Genomic DNA, 16343 nt, shown 5'->3' on the forward strand with positions numbered 1-16343 from the left:
AGTTAAAACAGCGAGTGCTAAGACTCGCTAAGTCGTCATCTTATTGACGGTGAAAGGCTTCTAATCCAGGTGCTTGATTGATAGGTGGTAAACACTCGAACCCGGGTTTAGCGATGTAATACCCTTGAAAGAAGTCGACGCCCAAGCCAACCAGGCACTGAAGCTCGCCTTCTGTTTCAACGCCTTCGGCAATAATTTGACGTCCCAGTTCATGACACATAGCGACACTGTGGCGCACAATGGTTTGCTTGGTAACGTCAGTGTCAATATTCCGTATCAGTGCCATATCCAGCTTAATCATATGCGTGTTAATGCTAGCCAGCGCGGTAAGACCGGAATAACCGGCACCGAAATCATCGATTGCGGTTAAAAAACCTTGTGAACGGTAATAGCGAATAATGCGCTGAATATGGCTGTAATCAAGGACTTCTTCCCCTTCGGTGAACTCAAATAAGATCCGGTTGAGCGGAAAGTTATAGCCATTCGCCGCTTTCAGCGTGGTGCGGATACAGCGCTCTGGCTCGTACACCGCATTAGGCATAAAGTTAATGCTGAGATAACAAGGGATAGATAGTTCGGCCGCGAGTTTGACCGCCTTGATGCGGCAGGTTTGGTCAAATTGATACTGATTCTCTTTGTTGACATGCTGAAACACACTGCCCGCACCGCTACCGTCTTTGCCACGGGCAAGTGCCTCGTAGGCATAAATGGAATGCGTAGAGAGCTGAATAATGGGCTGGAATGCCATGGTAAAATCGAATGCGAGTGGCTGCGCATCCCTGCAGGCCTCACATTGTGTTGAAGATGCTGTCATAGAAAAGCGGTTGTTTAGTATGTCCTTGTAAAAAGGTTAATGGAGTTCTGGGCATAATGCGAATTAGATGACAAAAATTATGGGGTTTGCACGGTTTAAGGTGAATGCCTTGTGATGTCGACTCGACATAAACAGACAAGACTTGGTTTTAATATGCCAAAACGGTCTCTTTTTCATCATAAGTTGGCACTGGATATGCTTAATATTTAATCGGCAACGTTGGGAGTGTCATTATGATGGCGGAGAACGCGGTTATATAGGCGTGCCTCGAAAATGGATTTCCCGATATTTGCTACAAAATAGCCAGAATTGGTTTATACCTTAATAAGGTGGCTTTACAACCAACCCCAAGAGATGCCGGTTCAAGGTAGCTGGCCAGTGACAGAGGATGAACGTCATGCTTGCTGAAAAACGGGATGAAATAGACAACCCCCTGATTTGGCCAATACTCAGTATTCTAGAATCAACGCGACAAAGCTGGAAAGTGCACCACCTACTCGGTGAGCTGCAAAAAGACACCATGATGGCCCAGCTCGATGCTGACCCCCACCTTGATTTATTCAAACGCAATTTCTTGATAATGAATGCCTTGTATCAACTACAAGAAATGTTGTTGCCACAGCAATGGTTGCAGGTTGAGTCAATGGATATCCAGCTGCAATGGCGGGTTGGTAACAGTGGCTTTGTGGCCAAAGAAATTGATTATCAGGATCCGTTGCGTGATTACTACATGGACTGGAATAACTATGACGCCAGCCAAGATGACGTGAAAGAGCTGCTGTCGTCGTTTTGGAAGCACTATCAGCGTCATATTGGCAATGAGGCGCCGGGCGAGGCCATGTTGGAGCGCAATAAGGCGTTAAAAGTGTTGGGGTTGGATGAGAATGCCAGTGAGCATGAAATCCGTCGTCAGTGGCGCAAAATGGCACTGAAGTGGCATCCAGATCGGCCCGAGGGAGATGCAACCACCTTCCGAGAGATGTGCGAGGCTTGGCAAAGTTTGCGCTTATAAACAGTGTTCAGCAAGCAACAACAGGGTGTGAGATGACACCCTGTTGCTTGAACCACTGAAACGCATGGTGTTTTCGCGTGATATTTACGCGTTATTGAGCCCGCGGCTGCGCAATTCAAAAATCAGCTTTTCGGCACTGCATTCAAACTGTAGCTTGATGTGCGCGCGATGGCCGTCGAGCTGTTGCGGGTCAAAGTCATGCTTAACGGCAGGATTAATACTTTCTGCAAGGGCTAGGTATTGCTCGAAGCGTGCTTGCACCGCGTCGTTGCTGTCGCCGTGAATGGTCACTTCTGCTACTTCGTCGCCCTCAGAAATGATGTAACCTATTTCAGCGCTGACACCACATGCATCACAGGTGTCGGTTTGATTCTCTTTCATGGTCTTTCCCTACGTTAAAAGCAGCAGGCATAAAAAGTGTGCGAGTGGCCTGCTGTAAGTCGATACGACGATCTTTAGCAAAGTCTTGGTTGTGGCACATTGAGGCAGGTCAGGTTTTACGGTGTTTGTAGCACGGCTTATCGATATCAGCCAGGCACGGAGAAAAACATCACCCACTATGCGCGTCTATGCCAATAGTGGGTGAGTGTTATCAGGCGATGAGTGAAAGGATCAGTCCCAGTCTTCTTCCCATTGCACCAAGGTGCCTTTTGGCCAGTGAGTACCGATATCATGATACTCTTGCTCCAGCTTGTGGCGGCGAATTTTCAGCGTCGGCGTGAGTTTGCCGTTTTCAATACTCCAAGGTTCTTTAATCATCAATACGCCTTTGATTTGCTGGTGTGACTCCAGCTCCCCATTGATGGTATCAATCACCTTCTTCACCCGGCGCTCATAACGCGCGCGGTCAAAATGTGGAAAATGGTGTGGCAGCGCGAGCAGAATAGGCGCTGGCATGCCTGAACCGATCACACATAGCATCTCGGCATTAGAGAGCTCGAACAAACGCTTTTCAATCGGCACGGGCGCGACAAACTTACCTTTGGCGGTTTTAAAGGTGTCATTTTTGCGACCCGAAATACTGAGATATCCCTCGTTGTCGAGTTCACCGAGATCGCCGGTATGCAACCAGCCATCTACCAAGGTTTCTGCGGTGGCTTCTTCGTTTTTGTAATAGCCGCTAAAAAGCCCCTGACTTTTGACTAAGATCTCCTGATCGTCAGCAATCTTGATTTCAACGCCGGGACCTGCATTGCCTACAGTACCGATTTTGTCTGCTCTAAACGGATAATTGAGGGTGCTGTAGGCATAGCTTTCTGTCATGCCCCACGCCTCGGTAATGTGTAACCCAAGCTTTTCATACCATTGCAGCAGGGCAGGAGCGACAGGCGCCGAGCCACAGCCCAGCACGCGCGCCTGGTCCAACCCCAGATTTTTTGCAATTTTGCTTTTGATCAGGTTACTGACCAACGGAATGCGAAGTAGGAGGTTGAGTTTTCCGTCCGGCAGCTTTTCTTGAATACGTTGCTGGAACAGCGTCCAAAGCCGAGGAACAGAAATGAACAAGGTGGGGCGATGCATTTTGACATCTTCGATAAAGGTATCGAGCGATTCAGGGAAAGCGGTAGGGATCCCGCCCATAATTGCTGACCCCATGATATAAACCCGTTCAGTAATATGCGCCAGTGGGAGATAAGAGAACAAACGGTCATCAGGCTCAATGCCAATATGGTCAATCAAACGCTGAGCGGACCAGCAGTAGCCGCCATAACTTAAAATCGCCCCCTTAGGTAAGCCAGACGTGCCCGAGGTATACACCAAGGACATCACATCACTGTCTTGATGCACAGGGCGCTCATCTGATGCCTCATGGTTGGCGATCAAATCATGCCACTCGTAATGGCAGCTAATCGTGGGATAGGGAAAGGCAATGGTCTTTAAGCCTGGCATGTTTTCCAGTGAGGCGCTCAGGGCTTTACTGTCATCAAGCTTGCCTACAAACATGGCTTTCGATTCGCTGTGGGTCACCACATGGTCAATGGTGTCTGTCCCGGCCGTGGGAAATATCGGCACGCTGATATAACTGCCCATCATCATCGCTAAGTCGGCAATAAACCATTCAGCGCAGTTTTTGGAGATGAGCGCGACTTTATCGCCGGGTTTCAGTCCCATATCACGCAGTGCGGTAACCATGCGCAATGCTTGGTCGGCCACATCAGCAAAGGTGTAGTCATGGAAGCGGCGGCCGTGAATTTGGCGCAGAAAAACATGGCTTGGACGTTCATCGGCCCACCGCAGGATCTGATCGTTCGGTTTGATATGTGACATTGGACTTCCTCATTGTCGCAACGTAAGACTACGTTTAAACGTTATAATAATGTTAATTTAGTGATCAGGGGCGAGGAGAAGCAAGATAATCATTTAAACACGTGTTCAAATTATGACTGACGGCACTATTTGCAGTGATTTGCTTCGGATTTTTCAGTTTTTTCATATTCTTCTCAATAAGGTTTTTGGAAGTTTGATCCGCTTCAGCGTCTTGGTAAAGCGTTAGTGTCAGGCTGAGTGAGTCAGTCTGTACTATTTTAAAAGGGGCGGGACTTTTTCGTGAGTTAGCCTGACCGCGAGCCGAGTGGCGCGCGTGTCATCACAGCGCCAATGACGGCGATTGACGGGGAGAACAGATTACGCATGCCAAAACGCAGTAAAGCCCAAACACAGCAAACCATTGAGACTATCTTGGCAGAGGCGAAGCGGCAGCTGTTGGCGCTTGGTTATGAAGGAATGTCTTATACCACGCTCAGTGAAGCGACAGGCGTATCGCGCACCGGGATCAGCCACCACTTTCCCCGCAAGCAAGATTTTATGGTCGCATTAGAGCCTTTTTTGGTGGAGAGCCTGCGTACGCCCCTCGATACTCGCAGTACCATCAATGCGTTTATGAAAAGCTGGATGCAAGCGATGCATGCCGAGGGTGAGTTTAAAGCAACGCTAAAGCTTTGTTTTTATGTGTTAATCAGCGGAAAAGCCGATAATGGTGCCGCATTCAGATGTTTAAAAACACTACAGCAAGAGTGTGAACAACAAATGCAAACCGATTTAACGGTCGCTTTTTCGCAACTGTTGGGCGCCAGTGTGTTGTTATGTCGTCAGCGAGCTGAAACGAAATCCTAATGTCATGGCTATTATTGATCGGGCTATGGGGTGAGAGATGACCTTCCGTTGACAGACAGTCCCTGCGTTTTTTGGTATAGTTGTCATGCTTTCTAAGCAACACATGTATTTGGAGATAACCATGAACAATACCGACCATCCTCCGAGTCTTAACGGAGAAAAATAGCGACTGTTGGTATTGCTACATTTCATTGTTACCGACTGTCGTTGATAGTTGGCCCCGCCTGCTTTGTTTTTCTCCTCTCGCTGTTATACATCACTCTGCCCTGCTGGGCACTATGTTGTTGATGGTCGTTACCTGCTGCCAATCGGGAGATTCGCCATGACGGTAATGAACAACGCTTTTACTGAACCGACCACTTTTTCAAGGTCAGAAATCGTGGCTGCTCGCAATGCCTTTTTGCAATATGAGCTCAACAAGCAAGTTGAATTGCTCACGGTCATGCCCCATGAGGAGTGTATGGCTGTGCTGGGTCACTGCTCAGTGGCGCATGTCCACCAGCTGCTTGAGCGGTTATATGCGCAAGGCCACCAACGTCTAGCTCATCAATATGCTCTCAGCCTAGGGATGACGGGTCCACATCGCAGTCTACTCGCGGGCGTGGGGACTTGGATCCGCCGGAGACGTGCCCTGGTTACTTATTTTTCATTAGTGTTGGCTGTCGCTGCCGTGAGCTATCTATCGGTTTTATTTTTTGCCTAGTCTGTGCGCACTTAGCTTGATCTTAAGCAGTAAATTGTTGCGCAATTATGCTATTACTATAACGACAGTTGAATTATTCAAAAATATTTTAATAATGGGGTGACGGTAGTGAGCCGTGACCCTAATTCTGCCAATAAGGTAACCCTATGAGTGATGCACTGGTACTCGTTATTAATTCAGGTAGCTCGTCATTAAAATTCGCGCTGATGGATGCGCAAACTGGCGATGCTGTGATTTCCGGCGCTGGAGAATGCTTTGGGCGCGATGACGCGCGGATGAGCTGGAAAGTCGACGGTGAAAAAACCGAGAAAACCTTAAGTGCAGGACGCAACCACCACCAAGAGGCCATGGACATCATTGTGGGCCTTATCGAAAGCAACCAGTTGAGTGACAAACTGCAGGCCGTTGGCCACCGGGTGGTACACGGCGGTGAAACCTTCAGTCAAGCCACCTTGATAGACGATGCCGTACTGGCACAAATTGATGCACTAAAAGCCTTGGCGCCATTGCATAATCCCGCGCATGTAGTGGGCATCAAAGCGGCACGCAAAGCCTTCCCAAGCTTGCCGCAAGTCGCGGTTTTCGATACCGCATTCCATCAAACCATGCCGGAAAAAGCGTATCACTACGCGATCTCGCGTCAGCTCTATAATGATTATGGCATTCGTCGTTACGGCTTCCACGGTACCAGCCATTATTATGTGAGCCGTGAAGCCGCTAAATGGCTTAACCAAGCCCCTGAGCAAACCAACGTAATCACCGTACACCTTGGCAACGGTGCCTCTTTGTGTGCGGTGAAAGATGGCCAAAGTGTCGATACCAGCATGGGTTTCACGCCATTGGCGGGATTGATGATGGGCACACGCTGTGGCGATATCGACCCATCCATTTTAGAGTTTCTCTCCAAAAAAGGCCTGAGTACCGATGAGATCCATCATGAACTGCTCGACAAAGCAGGTTTATTGGGTGTTTCGGAATTGACGAACGATTGTCGAGGCTTGGTCGAGGCGGCAGAGCAGAGCCACAAAGGCGCACAATTGGCGCTAGAAATGTTCGCTTATCGCGTAGCAAAATACATCGCAAGTTACATGGTGCCTTTATCTCGCCTGGATGCGATTGTTTTCACAGGCGGAATTGGCGAGAACTCACTGCCAGTGCGTGAGATGATCCTCAAAGAGCTGGCCATTTTTGGCTATCAAGCGGATGCCGATGCCAACGCCGCCGCGCGTTTTGGTGCCGCAGGACAAATCACCACCCAAGCGTCACCGCTAGCATTGGTGATCCCAACCAACGAAGAGCTGGTGATCGCGCAACAAGCCATGGCAATGGCCTGATTGTCGTACCTTCCACCGTCTATGAAGCGAGCCTGCGGCTCGCTTTTTTATGTTAACTGGTCGCGCAAGAACCGGTGTAACGCCTTGACTGCGGGAGTGAGTTGTTGGCGCGACGGACATAATAGGTGGAGTGGAACCAGCTCGCCTTGCCAATCGGTGCACAAGGGCACTAACCGTCCTGCATTCAGATCCGCTTTGACATCGAGCGCCGATTTATAAGCGATCCCTTTTCCTGATAATGCCCATTGCCTTACCACGCCGCCATCATTGCTGGCGCGCCGCCCTGTCACACTGACTGCAATGTCTTCCTCTTGTCGATGAAACTGCCAACGGTTATAGCGCACTTCATTTAGCTCGTAGAACAGGCATTCATGGTGTTTCAAATCCAAAGGATGCGCGGGCGTTTATGCTGGGCTAAATACTCGGGGGAGGCCACGAGCACCCGACGATTATCTTTAACCAACGGCATTGCGATCATACTGGAATCGCTCAATACACCATAACGAATCGCGATATCAATAGGCTGGGAAAATAACTTGGCTTGTTCGTCGGATAACGACAGGCGGGTACTGATGTTGGGGTAAAGCGACATAAACGCATCAAGCAGCGGAAGGATCACGTCACGGCCCAAATCAGACGGCGCGGAAATAAGCAGCGAACCTTGGATCTTATCGGCGTTTTGCAGTTGTTGTTGACCTTGTTGTAGCAAGTCTAAGGCTTGTTCGCTGTAGCGCAGAAACTGCTCGCCTTGTTGAGTGAGTCGCAAACTGCGTGTTGAGCGCACAAACAGAGGGCTGCCTAACTCAGTTTCTAACCGTTTTATGGCGGCACTGGCAACGGCGGGAGACACATCTAATTGTCTGGCCGCGCCAGTTAAGCTGCCGTGTTTGGCCGCTTCGACGAAGATAGCCAGATCTTGAAGTGCTTTCATTATCAAAAAAATGTTGAAAGAGATGTCTCTGTAGCATGGTTTTTCTTTGTGGTGATTGTCAATAGGCTGATAGCCACTTACTAACACTATCACGCTCGACCACCACAAGGAGATCAGCATGTCTTTGTTTGATGATTACCAACAATCTGGGCTGTCGCTCGCTAACCGCATTGTCATGGCACCAATGACACGCGCTCGCACCGACCAACCAGGCAATATTCCTAATGCGATGATGGCTGACTATTATCGCCAACGCGCTAGCGCAGGGCTTATCGTGACGGAAGCGACGCAAATTTCTCCACAAGGGCAGGGATATAGCTTTACGCCAGGCATTCATAGCGACGCCCAGATCGCGGGCTGGCGTCATGTCACGGACGCCGTGCATGCTGAGGGAGGTAAAATCTTTTTGCAGCTGTGGCATGTGGGTCGTATGTCGCATCCCATTTTTCACGAAGACGGTTTGCCTGTCGCACCGTCGGCGTTATCTCCTGAAGCGAGTGTATGGATAGCTGACGAAAATGGCGGAAGCATGCGTCCGTGTCCTATCCCGCGTGCATTAGAAACCGACGAAATCCCACGCATTGTCGATGATTACCGGCAAGCCGCCTTGAATGCGGTAGATGCAGGCTTTGATGGTGTCGAAATTCACGCCGCCAATGGCTACCTCATCGACCAGTTTCTACGCTCGACCTCCAATCATCGCGATGATCAATACGGCGGTAGTCGTGAAAACCGGATGCGCTTTTTGGTGGAAATCATGGCAGCGATTAGCGAGGCGATTGGTGCGTCACGCACTGGGATCCGTCTGGCTCCTTTTATCACTGCGCGTGGAATGAACTGCCCTGACATTATTCCCACCATTCTTGAGGTGGCAAGCCATGCCAATCAACTGGGGCTTGCCTATTTACATCTTGCCGAAGCGGACTGGGATGATGCGCCCCAAGTTGATGATGATTTCCGCCATCAGCTACGCGCGCGGTTCGACAATGCAATCATTGTGGCCGGAAAATACGACCAACCTAAAGCAGAGAGCTTAATTGCTCGCGAGTTGGTGGATTTAGTAGCATTTGGTCGTCCTTTTATTGCCAACCCGGATTATGTCGCACGTCTCCAACATGGCTGGCCACTGGCTGAATTTAACCCTCAGACCCTGTTTGGCGGCAACGAAGCAGGCTATGTCGACTATCCCAACTACTCCATCTCCCCCAACTATCGCACAAAGTGAGGACATCATCATGACAATACAAACGTTACCGACAGAGATGCATGCGGTTGGTTATCGCTTTGCGCACCCGATAGAAAAGGCCACATTGGCTGACATCATTTTACCCACGCCGATTCCTAACGATGATGACTTACTGGTGGAAGTGAAGGCGGTTTCTGTTAATCCTGTGGATGTCAAAATCCGCGGCAACGTCGATGCACCTGAGGGACAGCATAAAGTGCTGGGGTGGGATGCGGCGGGAATTGTACGCCAAGTTGGTCGCCATGTGACGGGGTTTCAGCCCGGCGATAGAGTGTGGTATGCCGGCGCGCTCGATCGGCCCGGATCGAATGGTCAGTTCCAATGTGTGAATGCAAAAATAGTGAGTGCCATGCCTAAAACACTGTCCTTTGCTGATGCGGCCGCTATGCCACTGACTGCACTTACGGCGTGGGAGTTACTGTTTGATCGCTTAAAGGCCGGACTTGAGCCAGAGTCGAGCACTTTACTGATTGTGGGTGCAGCAGGCGGGGTGGGATCGGTGTTAACTCAGCTTGCGAAGCAACTGACGTCGTTGACGGTGATCGGTACTGCGTCGCGACCAGAGAGCCAAGCGTGGGTGAAAGAAATGGGCGCCGATCATGTCATTGACCATGCGAAGCCCTTACAGCCGCAGCTTGATGCGTTGGGAGTAGAAGCGGTAACCCATGTCGCGAGTCTTAATCATACCGAGTCGCATTTGGAGCAGCTGGTAGATTGTCTGATCCCTCAAGGCAAACTGGCGTTGATTGACGACCCGGAACAGCTCGGTATTCGAAAGTTAAAGAGTAAGTCGATTTCGTTGCACTGGGAGTTCATGTTCACCCGCAGTTTGTTCTCGACCGCTGATATGTACCAACAACATGTGATCTTGGCGAATGTGGCTAAATTGGTTGACCAAGGCGTGCTCAAGTCCACGGCCTCTCATCAACTAACCGGGCTTAATGCAGCCAATTTAATCCTTGCACATCAAGCCGTAGAAAGTGGCCGAACAATCGGGAAATACGTCATCGCTGAACACTAACCTTCCTTGCTTGCATGAAGCCTTATGTGATCCGTTATAAGGCTTTTTGTATATAATGGTAGACAAAGTGCATCGATTTTTGATTTGATGCTCGAAAGATAAAAAAAGATTGGTTAGGTATGAAATTGTATAACGTGATTAAGGCTTACTTACTGGAAGCCATGATTCTCGGAGGCGCGTTCGCGCTAGGCGTGTGGCTAACCCTTTCAGGCTATTTGCTTCATTAGTGATGGTGAACGTTGGCACACTAAAAAGGGCTTTCTTTGCTTAATTCATTGCAGATTTCCACGATGGCGAGTGACAACCCTGAGCGGATCACCTGCTGTTGGCGCTGCAGTTGTAGCTGATAGAATTCTATATCGACGTCATCTTCCGGCGGGCCAATATCGAGCGAAAGCATGCCCATCGTATTCGCTTTGCGCAGCTTTTTGACGGCATCGAGTACCTTAGGATCGGTAAATTGGTAATCGTCGGCATCGTTACTCAGTTGGTTTTTAAGTTTAATGATCTGTTCAATATCGTGATAAGCGTCATCTGATAACACGCCTAGACCAAACAAGAGTTTTAATCGCACAGAAAGATCACCCAGCGGCCCAGTGTCGTGCAGTAAAGGCCCCACCACTGATTCCACCGCAAAGTTATCTTTGCGAAAAACCCGCTTGATTAAGCCATCAATAGCTGTCTCAAACGTATCCACCGCGGCAACAAAAAAGCCACGCACGGTTGGCGCTTGGTTTAATCGTTCAATGATGTCTGTTTCGTCGAAATTTTCTGCCATAGACTCAATACTGCTTATTGTTATAACGGGGGAGCTAAACTCCCCCTGTAAAATGCGCGGTTTACAATTGCTGGTACAGGGTGTTAATTGCCTCAACTTCAGGGCTTTCCTCTGCCAAGCCGGTGTATGTCGCTAGCGTTTTTCTTACGCCCACCTCAGCCAATGAAGCTTGAAGCTCTTCAGCTTGTGGATCGGTGTGATTGGTGTATTTCAATGCTGCGGCAATCCCTTTTAATAGGGCTCGGTTATCTGTGCCGTACTCTATTGTACCCAGTAATGGCTTGATAAGCCTATCGTTCTGACTTAGCTTTCGGATAGGCTGGCGACCAACACGATCGACCTCATCAACCAAATAGGGGTTTGAGAAACGCCCCAAAATTTTCTCGATGTACGCTTGGTGAGCGGCGCGGTCAAATCCGTAGCGTTGGATAAGCACTTCGCCGCTTTCTTGCATCGCTGTTTTCACCAAATCACGGATTTTCGGATCGGTAATGGCTTCACGAATGGTGCGGTGGCCGCTCAAGCAACCCAAATACGCCGTGATGCAATGGCCCGTGTTTAAGGTGAAAAGCTTACGCTCGACGAAGGCCATGAGATTTTGTGTCTTCTCCATCCCTGCAATATCTGGGATTTCGCCTTTGAACTGTTGTTCATCCACAATCCACTCGCTGAAGCTTTCTACCGTGACCTCTAAGGGATCATCGTTCGCCGCTTCCGCCGGCGGCACAATGCGATCAACTGCGGAGTCGACGAAACCAATCAGTGCGTCTGCTTTCTCATGTAATGCGGGGTCAAGGTGCTTATAGACTTCGCCTTTGAGATGCGACGTACCACGGATCATGTTTTCGCAGGCAATAATGTTTAGTGGGGCCTCATTGCCGGATGCGAAACGTTTTTCAATGCCGGTGGCGATGGTCTTGGCAATAATATCAAGCACATTAGGGCCAACAGCCGTGGTCACTAAATCCGTTTTTACGATTTTATCGATAACATCATCACTTGCCGAATTGACTGCCGTGATATGAGAAACCGTGTCGATATGGCAGTCGTTACCTACCACTTTGACGTTGTAGCTTTGTTTGTGACTGAGTTGGTCAATGAGGGGCGCATCGACATCGGCAAAGGTGACCTCGACATTGGCATCCGCGAGCAATTTTCCGATAAAGCCGCGGCCGATATTGCCGGCACCAAAATGAACAGCATTTTTCATAATATTTACCTCAAACTAAAAACGGTGGTGATGAGAGGCCACCGAGGTGGCCTGCTTATTGGGTTGATTAATGGGATGACGTCATAAAGGTGACGCTATCATCACTCAATAGATTGAGGATCTCGTCAATACTGTCAGTACTGGTGAGAATATCTATTGCATCAGGCTCATCTAACGCATTAGTAATGGCGGTAATTACTTGAATATGTTCATCGTTTTTGGCGGCAATGCCAATCACCAACTTAGCGATATCCTCTTTGTCGTCGGTGAACTGCACACCCGATGGATACTGACATACCACAATGCCGGTTTGCTTGACCCCGTCTTTTGCTTTAACGGTGCCATGAGGAACGGCGATCGACTCCCCGAGGTAAGTGGGGGTTAATGCCTCACGCTCAAACATCGCGTCGACATAGCTAGGCGCTACGTAGCCAAGTTTGACAAGTTGCTCACCGGCAAATCGAATCGCTTCATCCTTGTTTGTGGCCGTTAAGCCAAGATGAATGTTTTTACGCTGAAGTTGAAAAGCAGGTGCCGGGGTTGGCTCGAAACTGTCGTCATTTGCCGCCGTCGTCGGAACTTGAAGCACTTGTGGATCGTTGGCGGCGGGATACTGTGCGGCGAGAATTTGGGTAACCAACTGGCCGTAAACATCGCCGTCTAAAAAGTTATTGAGTGAAATATGGTGTGCGGTTGGCGCGTGAGTGCGCGCACGCTCGGTCAGATCTTTATGCGTGATCACAATCTGCGCATCCTCAGGCAGGCTATTGACCGCAATATTCGTGACACCAATATCTAAGCCTGCATTTTGCACTTTTTTGCGCAGCAAGCTGGCACCCATGGCACTAGAGCCCATGCCAGCATCACAGGCAACTAAAATATGCTTTACGTCAGCAAAGTTAACTGTGGCTTTAGGCGCAGAAGAGGGGGCGGAGGTGCTTGCTTTAGCGCCTGATTTCATGTCTTTCATTTTGGCGGTCGCCTCATCAAGTGAGGCTTCGTCACCTTCACCCTCTGTGCTTTTCTGTGTTTTCATCAGTAAAGCGGCGACCACAAATGACACGCTGGCTGCGGCAATAATTGAAGCCAAGACGCCGACAATTGAGCCTTTTTGCGTCATTAACAGCACAGCAAAAATAGAGCCTGGCGAAGCGGGCGACACAATACCTGCATCAAACATAGTGAGAACGAAGACACCTGTCATACCACCCGCAATCGCGGCAAGAATAAGGCGTGGATTCATCAGAATGTAAGGGAAGTAGATTTCGTGAATACCACCGAAGAAGTGAATAATGGATGCACCGCCCGCGGTTTGACGTGCGGTGCCTTTACCAAACACCATGTAGGCAAGCAAGATGCCTAAACCGGGGCCTGGGTTTGCCTCAATGAGGAAGAAAATAGACTGGCCAGCCTCTGAGGCTTGCTGGATCCCAAGTGGTGAGAAAATACCGTGGTTGATCGCATTGTTGAGGAAAAGAATCTTAGCAGGCTCAACAAAGATAGAGGTCAGTGGTAACAGGTGTGCTGAGACCAAAAACTCCACACCTGCCGCGAGGCCACTGGATAAGAGTTTTACGAACGGGCCGATAAGGAAGAATGCGATAATCGCGCAAAGCATACCGATAATGCCGGCGGAGAAGTTATTCACTAACATCTCAAACCCGCTTCTCACTTTGCCATCGACATAAGCATCGAATTTTTTGATCGCCCAGCCGCCGAATGGACCAACCATCATCGCGCCCATAAACATGGGAATGTCAGTCCCGACAATCACCCCCATGGTGGTAATTGCACCGACAACCGCACCGCGTTCGCCGCCAACAAGTTTACCGCCGGTATAGCCGATCAGCAGTGGTAGTAGGTAGGTAATCATGGGGCCGACCATGGCCGCCAATGTCTCATTGGGGACCCAACCGGTCGGAATGAATAGTGCAGTAATAATCCCCCACGCGATGAATGCGCCGATATTGGGCATCACCATATTCGAGAGGAAGCGACCAAAATTCTGTATCTTGATCTTGGTGTCAGATGATATCATAACAATACCCCGTTTGATGTTCTCATTGAACGTGTGTGGTAGAACGGTTCGCCAAAACCGTCTGGCTAGTAAGTACCCAGTCAATTTACCACATATTTTTTCGAGAGAACTGATAACGGGGATTTATTGACTCAACTCTCATTATTCACTTCGCAACTATATGTTAGTCCAACACCTGTCACAGAAATAACATGTAAATTTAGCACAAAACACAAAAAATAAAATTGTCAATAAAATCTATATCGATGTATATCACATTTGTGATTTTTGGTTTATAAAATATATAGTGATGTAGATCACTTTTTATTTTTTTAGAATAGTGAAATAAAAAACTAGAGTGATAAATATCACACTACTAGTCTGGTCAATAATGATTCATCAAGTGATAAAGATCACACTTGTATTTTTATTACGAATAAGGTCGGTGTCGTGTGAGGTAGAAACCAAGCTCAATCGCGTTGAGCCTGGTGAGTTAAAATGCCAAGGTAGCCATTACAGACAAGAGAGTTAATACGCTCCTGCGCTGTAGATAAGCTCGTAACTGTGGCTGTAGATCTCCAAGATATTGCCAAATGGGTCTTCCATATAGATCATGCGATAGGGCTTCTCTCCAGGATAGTAATAGCGTGGTTTCTCCATACGTTTCTTACCACCCGCCTCAACAATACGTTCAGCCAGTGCTTCAACGTTAGGATCTTGCACGCAGAAGTGAAAGACGCCCGTTTTCCAGTACTCGAAATTGTTGTCAGGGTTTTGCTGATCTTTGAATTCAAATAGCTCGACACCCACTCGGTCACCGGTTGATAAATGGGCAATACGAAAGCGCTCCCAACCTTGACCAAACACATCGGTACACATCGCTCCAATTGCACTATTGTCTTCGATAATCTCGGTAGGTGTCATAATGAGATACCAGCCAAGCACTTGCGTGTAAAATTGAACGGCTTTGTCCAAATCAGGTACCGAAATACCAATGTGTGAAAATGTACGTGGATAAGGGGTTGGCATGCGTTGCTCCTTCTAAGATGACGTTGTCAGTGGTTGCAAGCATGAGGTATCACAAACATAATGTTAAATTATGGTTTGCAATAGTTATGATGACAATTTGTTATGGTTAACCCTGTTTGGCTGAAAACCTTTTGCACCCTGGTAGATGTTGGCAGTTTTACCAAAGCCGCTGATAAGTGTTTTATGACCCAATCAGGCGTCAGTCAGCACGTGCGAAAGCTCGAAGATGCTTTATCGACCACCTTACTGATTCGGAGTAAAAAGGGTATTGTCACGACGGAGGCTGGAGAGCAACTCTATCGTCAAGGAAAAGATGTACTACAAACACTCGATAACCTAGCCGTTAACATCAGCCAGGATCCCGGTTATGAAGGGGAGGTGCGTCTTATGTCGCCGGGAAGTGTTGGTCTCCGTTTATACCCTCATTTGCTCGATCTCCAGGTGACGTATCCGACACTTACGATTAACTATCGCTTTGCGCCAAATGGCGATATTCATAATGCCATCTTGAACAACACCATTGATATTGGCCTGACAACCGCATGTCCCGTTAATCCAAATATTCAGTCTGAACCCATCGGGGAAGAGCCGTTGTTGCTGGTGACACCGCGCCATGTTAGATCCCCGACTTGGGAAACACTCTGCCAGCTAGGATTCATTGATCATCCAGATGCGAGGCATCACGCCGAGTTATTACTTGGAGCGAACTTCGAGCAATACCAAACGGCGCAGTTGCGCCCCATCAAGCAATCTGGCTTTTCTAATCAAATTGGTCTTATCTTACTACCCGTTGCACGCGGACTCGGCTTTACCGTGTTACCCGCCAATGCCGTCGCCGCTTTTGCGCAACAATCGGCGATCAAAGCTCACCATTTACCGACACCGGTCAGTGAAACCCTATACCTTTCTTCTCTTGCCGGACGCGTGCTGCCCCAGCGCGCGATCAATATTTCAAACGTTATTAAAGAGCAGGTCAGTGATTCAATTGGCATGCATACATAATAAATGCGAAGAGTGACTTCATAACTAAGTGACAGTGTCACGTTCTGCGCGTGGACGACGCTTCTCCTGTCTTCTAATCTCTAAGAGTGCAAAGATAATCTGAGGTGGCAATGTGACGAGATGGTGGATATT

Annotated in this window: 16 protein-coding genes; 7 read left to right on the forward strand and 9 right to left on the reverse strand. The window is 48.7% G+C overall.

The genetic code is table 11. The features are described from left to right. Positions 1 to 40: 40 nt before the first annotated feature. Complete coding sequence (locus WN56_RS14725) at positions 41 to 814, reverse strand: EAL domain-containing protein (RefSeq protein WP_046075713.1); 774 nt, start codon at positions 812 to 814, stop codon at positions 41 to 43. Positions 815 to 1211: 397 nt separating this feature from the next. Between WN56_RS14725 and WN56_RS14730 the strand changes: the two genes are divergently transcribed. Next, on the forward strand, positions 1212 to 1826 hold the full coding sequence (locus WN56_RS14730; RefSeq protein ID WP_046075714.1) for a DNA-J related domain-containing protein: 615 nt from the start codon (positions 1212 to 1214) through the stop codon (positions 1824 to 1826). A gap of 84 nt (positions 1827 to 1910) precedes the next feature. Here WN56_RS14730 and WN56_RS14735 read toward each other — a convergent pair whose 3' ends face one another. Both WN56_RS14735 and WN56_RS14740 read right to left on the reverse strand, forming a co-directional pair. Then, positions 1911 to 2207, reverse strand: coding sequence for a DUF406 family protein (locus tag WN56_RS14735; protein WP_046075715.1), 297 nt, complete (start codon positions 2205 to 2207; stop codon positions 1911 to 1913). A gap of 231 nt (positions 2208 to 2438) precedes the next feature. Then, positions 2439 to 4094, reverse strand: a complete 1656-nt coding sequence (locus WN56_RS14740; RefSeq protein ID WP_046075716.1) for an AMP-binding protein — start codon at positions 4092 to 4094, stop codon at positions 2439 to 2441. A 363-nt stretch (positions 4095 to 4457) separates the two neighbouring features. Between WN56_RS14740 and WN56_RS14745 the strand changes: the two genes are divergently transcribed. The 3 genes from WN56_RS14745 (at position 4458) to WN56_RS14755 (ending at position 6977) form a co-directional block, all read left to right on the forward strand. Next, a complete protein-coding gene (locus tag WN56_RS14745) occupies positions 4458 to 4940 on the forward strand; it encodes a TetR/AcrR family transcriptional regulator (protein ID WP_046075717.1) in 483 nt (160 codons plus the stop codon). A gap of 322 nt (positions 4941 to 5262) precedes the next feature. Further along, entirely contained in the window at positions 5263 to 5643 is a 381-nt protein-coding gene (locus WN56_RS14750; RefSeq protein WP_052708122.1) for a hypothetical protein, read from the forward strand. 146 nt (positions 5644 to 5789) lie between these two features. Next, positions 5790 to 6977, forward strand: a complete 1188-nt coding sequence (locus WN56_RS14755; RefSeq protein WP_046075718.1) for an acetate kinase — start codon at positions 5790 to 5792, stop codon at positions 6975 to 6977. 47 nt (positions 6978 to 7024) lie between these two features. Here the strand turns inward: WN56_RS14755 and WN56_RS17140 are convergent, their stop codons facing one another. After that, positions 7025 to 7360 carry a LysR substrate-binding domain-containing protein gene (locus WN56_RS17140; protein WP_255352035.1) on the reverse strand — a complete coding sequence of 112 codons (336 nt, stop codon included), beginning with the start codon at positions 7358 to 7360 and terminating at the stop codon, positions 7025 to 7027. Continuing rightward, a complete protein-coding gene (locus tag WN56_RS17145) occupies positions 7357 to 7908 on the reverse strand; it encodes a LysR family transcriptional regulator (protein ID WP_255352036.1) in 552 nt (183 codons plus the stop codon). The genes WN56_RS17140 and WN56_RS17145 overlap by 4 nt, the downstream gene beginning before the upstream one ends. 118 nt (positions 7909 to 8026) lie before the next feature. On the opposite strand from WN56_RS17145, the gene WN56_RS14765 reads away from it, so the two are divergent. Together WN56_RS14765 and WN56_RS14770 are read left to right on the forward strand one after the other, a co-directional pair. Next, positions 8027 to 9133 carry an alkene reductase gene (locus tag WN56_RS14765; RefSeq protein WP_046075719.1) on the forward strand — a complete coding sequence of 369 codons (1107 nt, stop codon included), beginning with the start codon at positions 8027 to 8029 and terminating at the stop codon, positions 9131 to 9133. Positions 9134 to 9170: 37 nt separating this feature from the next. After that, the gene (locus WN56_RS14770; RefSeq protein ID WP_046076037.1) at positions 9171 to 10175 is read left to right on the forward strand and encodes a zinc-binding alcohol dehydrogenase family protein; all 1005 of its coding nucleotides are present in this window, start codon (positions 9171 to 9173) and stop codon (positions 10173 to 10175) included. 247 nt (positions 10176 to 10422) lie between these two features. On the opposite strand, the gene WN56_RS14775 is transcribed toward WN56_RS14770, so the two are convergent. The 4 genes from WN56_RS14775 to WN56_RS14790 form a co-directional block, all read right to left on the reverse strand. Next, positions 10423 to 10953 (reverse strand): MltR family transcriptional regulator, encoded by a 531-nt coding sequence (locus WN56_RS14775; RefSeq protein ID WP_046075720.1) that lies wholly within the window; start codon positions 10951 to 10953, stop codon positions 10423 to 10425. A gap of 61 nt (positions 10954 to 11014) precedes the next feature. Next, the gene (locus WN56_RS14780; protein ID WP_046075721.1) at positions 11015 to 12163 is read right to left on the reverse strand and encodes a mannitol-1-phosphate 5-dehydrogenase; all 1149 of its coding nucleotides are present in this window, start codon (positions 12161 to 12163) and stop codon (positions 11015 to 11017) included. Positions 12164 to 12230: 67 nt separating this feature from the next. Beyond that, positions 12231 to 14201, reverse strand: coding sequence for a PTS mannitol transporter subunit IICBA (locus WN56_RS14785; protein WP_046075722.1), 1971 nt, complete (start codon positions 14199 to 14201; stop codon positions 12231 to 12233). A gap of 507 nt (positions 14202 to 14708) precedes the next feature. Further along, on the reverse strand, positions 14709 to 15209 hold the full coding sequence (locus tag WN56_RS14790; RefSeq protein ID WP_046075723.1) for a lactoylglutathione lyase family protein: 501 nt from the start codon (positions 15207 to 15209) through the stop codon (positions 14709 to 14711). A gap of 102 nt (positions 15210 to 15311) precedes the next feature. Between WN56_RS14790 and WN56_RS14795 the strand changes: the two genes are divergently transcribed. Next, a complete protein-coding gene (locus tag WN56_RS14795; protein ID WP_046075724.1) occupies positions 15312 to 16211 on the forward strand; it encodes a LysR family transcriptional regulator in 900 nt (299 codons plus the stop codon). Positions 16212 to 16343 lie beyond the last annotated feature (132 nt).

Origin of the sequence: Salinivibrio sp. KP-1 (genome assembly GCF_000968645.1) — a bacterium.
GTDB classification, from domain to species: Bacteria; Pseudomonadota; Gammaproteobacteria; order Enterobacterales; family Vibrionaceae; genus Salinivibrio; species Salinivibrio siamensis.

Excerpts from the sequence above, each read along its gene's own strand:
- WN56_RS14725 (WP_046075713.1), bottom strand. The coding sequence starts at position 814 with ATGACAGCATCTTCAACACAATGTGAGGCCTGCAGGGATGCGCAGCCA.
- WN56_RS14730 (WP_046075714.1), top strand. The coding sequence starts at position 1,212 with ATGCTTGCTGAAAAACGGGATGAAATAGACAACCCCCTGATTTGGCCA.
- WN56_RS14735 (WP_046075715.1), bottom strand. The coding sequence starts at position 2,207 with ATGAAAGAGAATCAAACCGACACCTGTGATGCATGTGGTGTCAGCGCT.
- WN56_RS14740 (WP_046075716.1), bottom strand. The coding sequence starts at position 4,094 with ATGTCACATATCAAACCGAACGATCAGATCCTGCGGTGGGCCGATGAA.
- WN56_RS14745 (WP_046075717.1), top strand. The coding sequence starts at position 4,458 with ATGCCAAAACGCAGTAAAGCCCAAACACAGCAAACCATTGAGACTATC.
- WN56_RS14750 (WP_052708122.1), top strand. The coding sequence starts at position 5,263 with ATGACGGTAATGAACAACGCTTTTACTGAACCGACCACTTTTTCAAGG.
- WN56_RS14755 (WP_046075718.1), top strand. The coding sequence starts at position 5,790 with ATGAGTGATGCACTGGTACTCGTTATTAATTCAGGTAGCTCGTCATTA.
- WN56_RS17145 (WP_255352036.1), bottom strand. The coding sequence starts at position 7,908 with ATGAAAGCACTTCAAGATCTGGCTATCTTCGTCGAAGCGGCCAAACAC.
- WN56_RS14765 (WP_046075719.1), top strand. The coding sequence starts at position 8,027 with ATGTCTTTGTTTGATGATTACCAACAATCTGGGCTGTCGCTCGCTAAC.
- WN56_RS14770 (WP_046076037.1), top strand. The coding sequence starts at position 9,171 with ATGCATGCGGTTGGTTATCGCTTTGCGCACCCGATAGAAAAGGCCACA.
- WN56_RS14775 (WP_046075720.1), bottom strand. The coding sequence starts at position 10,953 with ATGGCAGAAAATTTCGACGAAACAGACATCATTGAACGATTAAACCAA.
- WN56_RS14780 (WP_046075721.1), bottom strand. The coding sequence starts at position 12,163 with ATGAAAAATGCTGTTCATTTTGGTGCCGGCAATATCGGCCGCGGCTTT.
- WN56_RS14785 (WP_046075722.1), bottom strand. The coding sequence starts at position 14,201 with ATGATATCATCTGACACCAAGATCAAGATACAGAATTTTGGTCGCTTC.
- WN56_RS14790 (WP_046075723.1), bottom strand. The coding sequence starts at position 15,209 with ATGCCAACCCCTTATCCACGTACATTTTCACACATTGGTATTTCGGTA.
- WN56_RS14795 (WP_046075724.1), top strand. The coding sequence starts at position 15,312 with ATGGTTAACCCTGTTTGGCTGAAAACCTTTTGCACCCTGGTAGATGTT.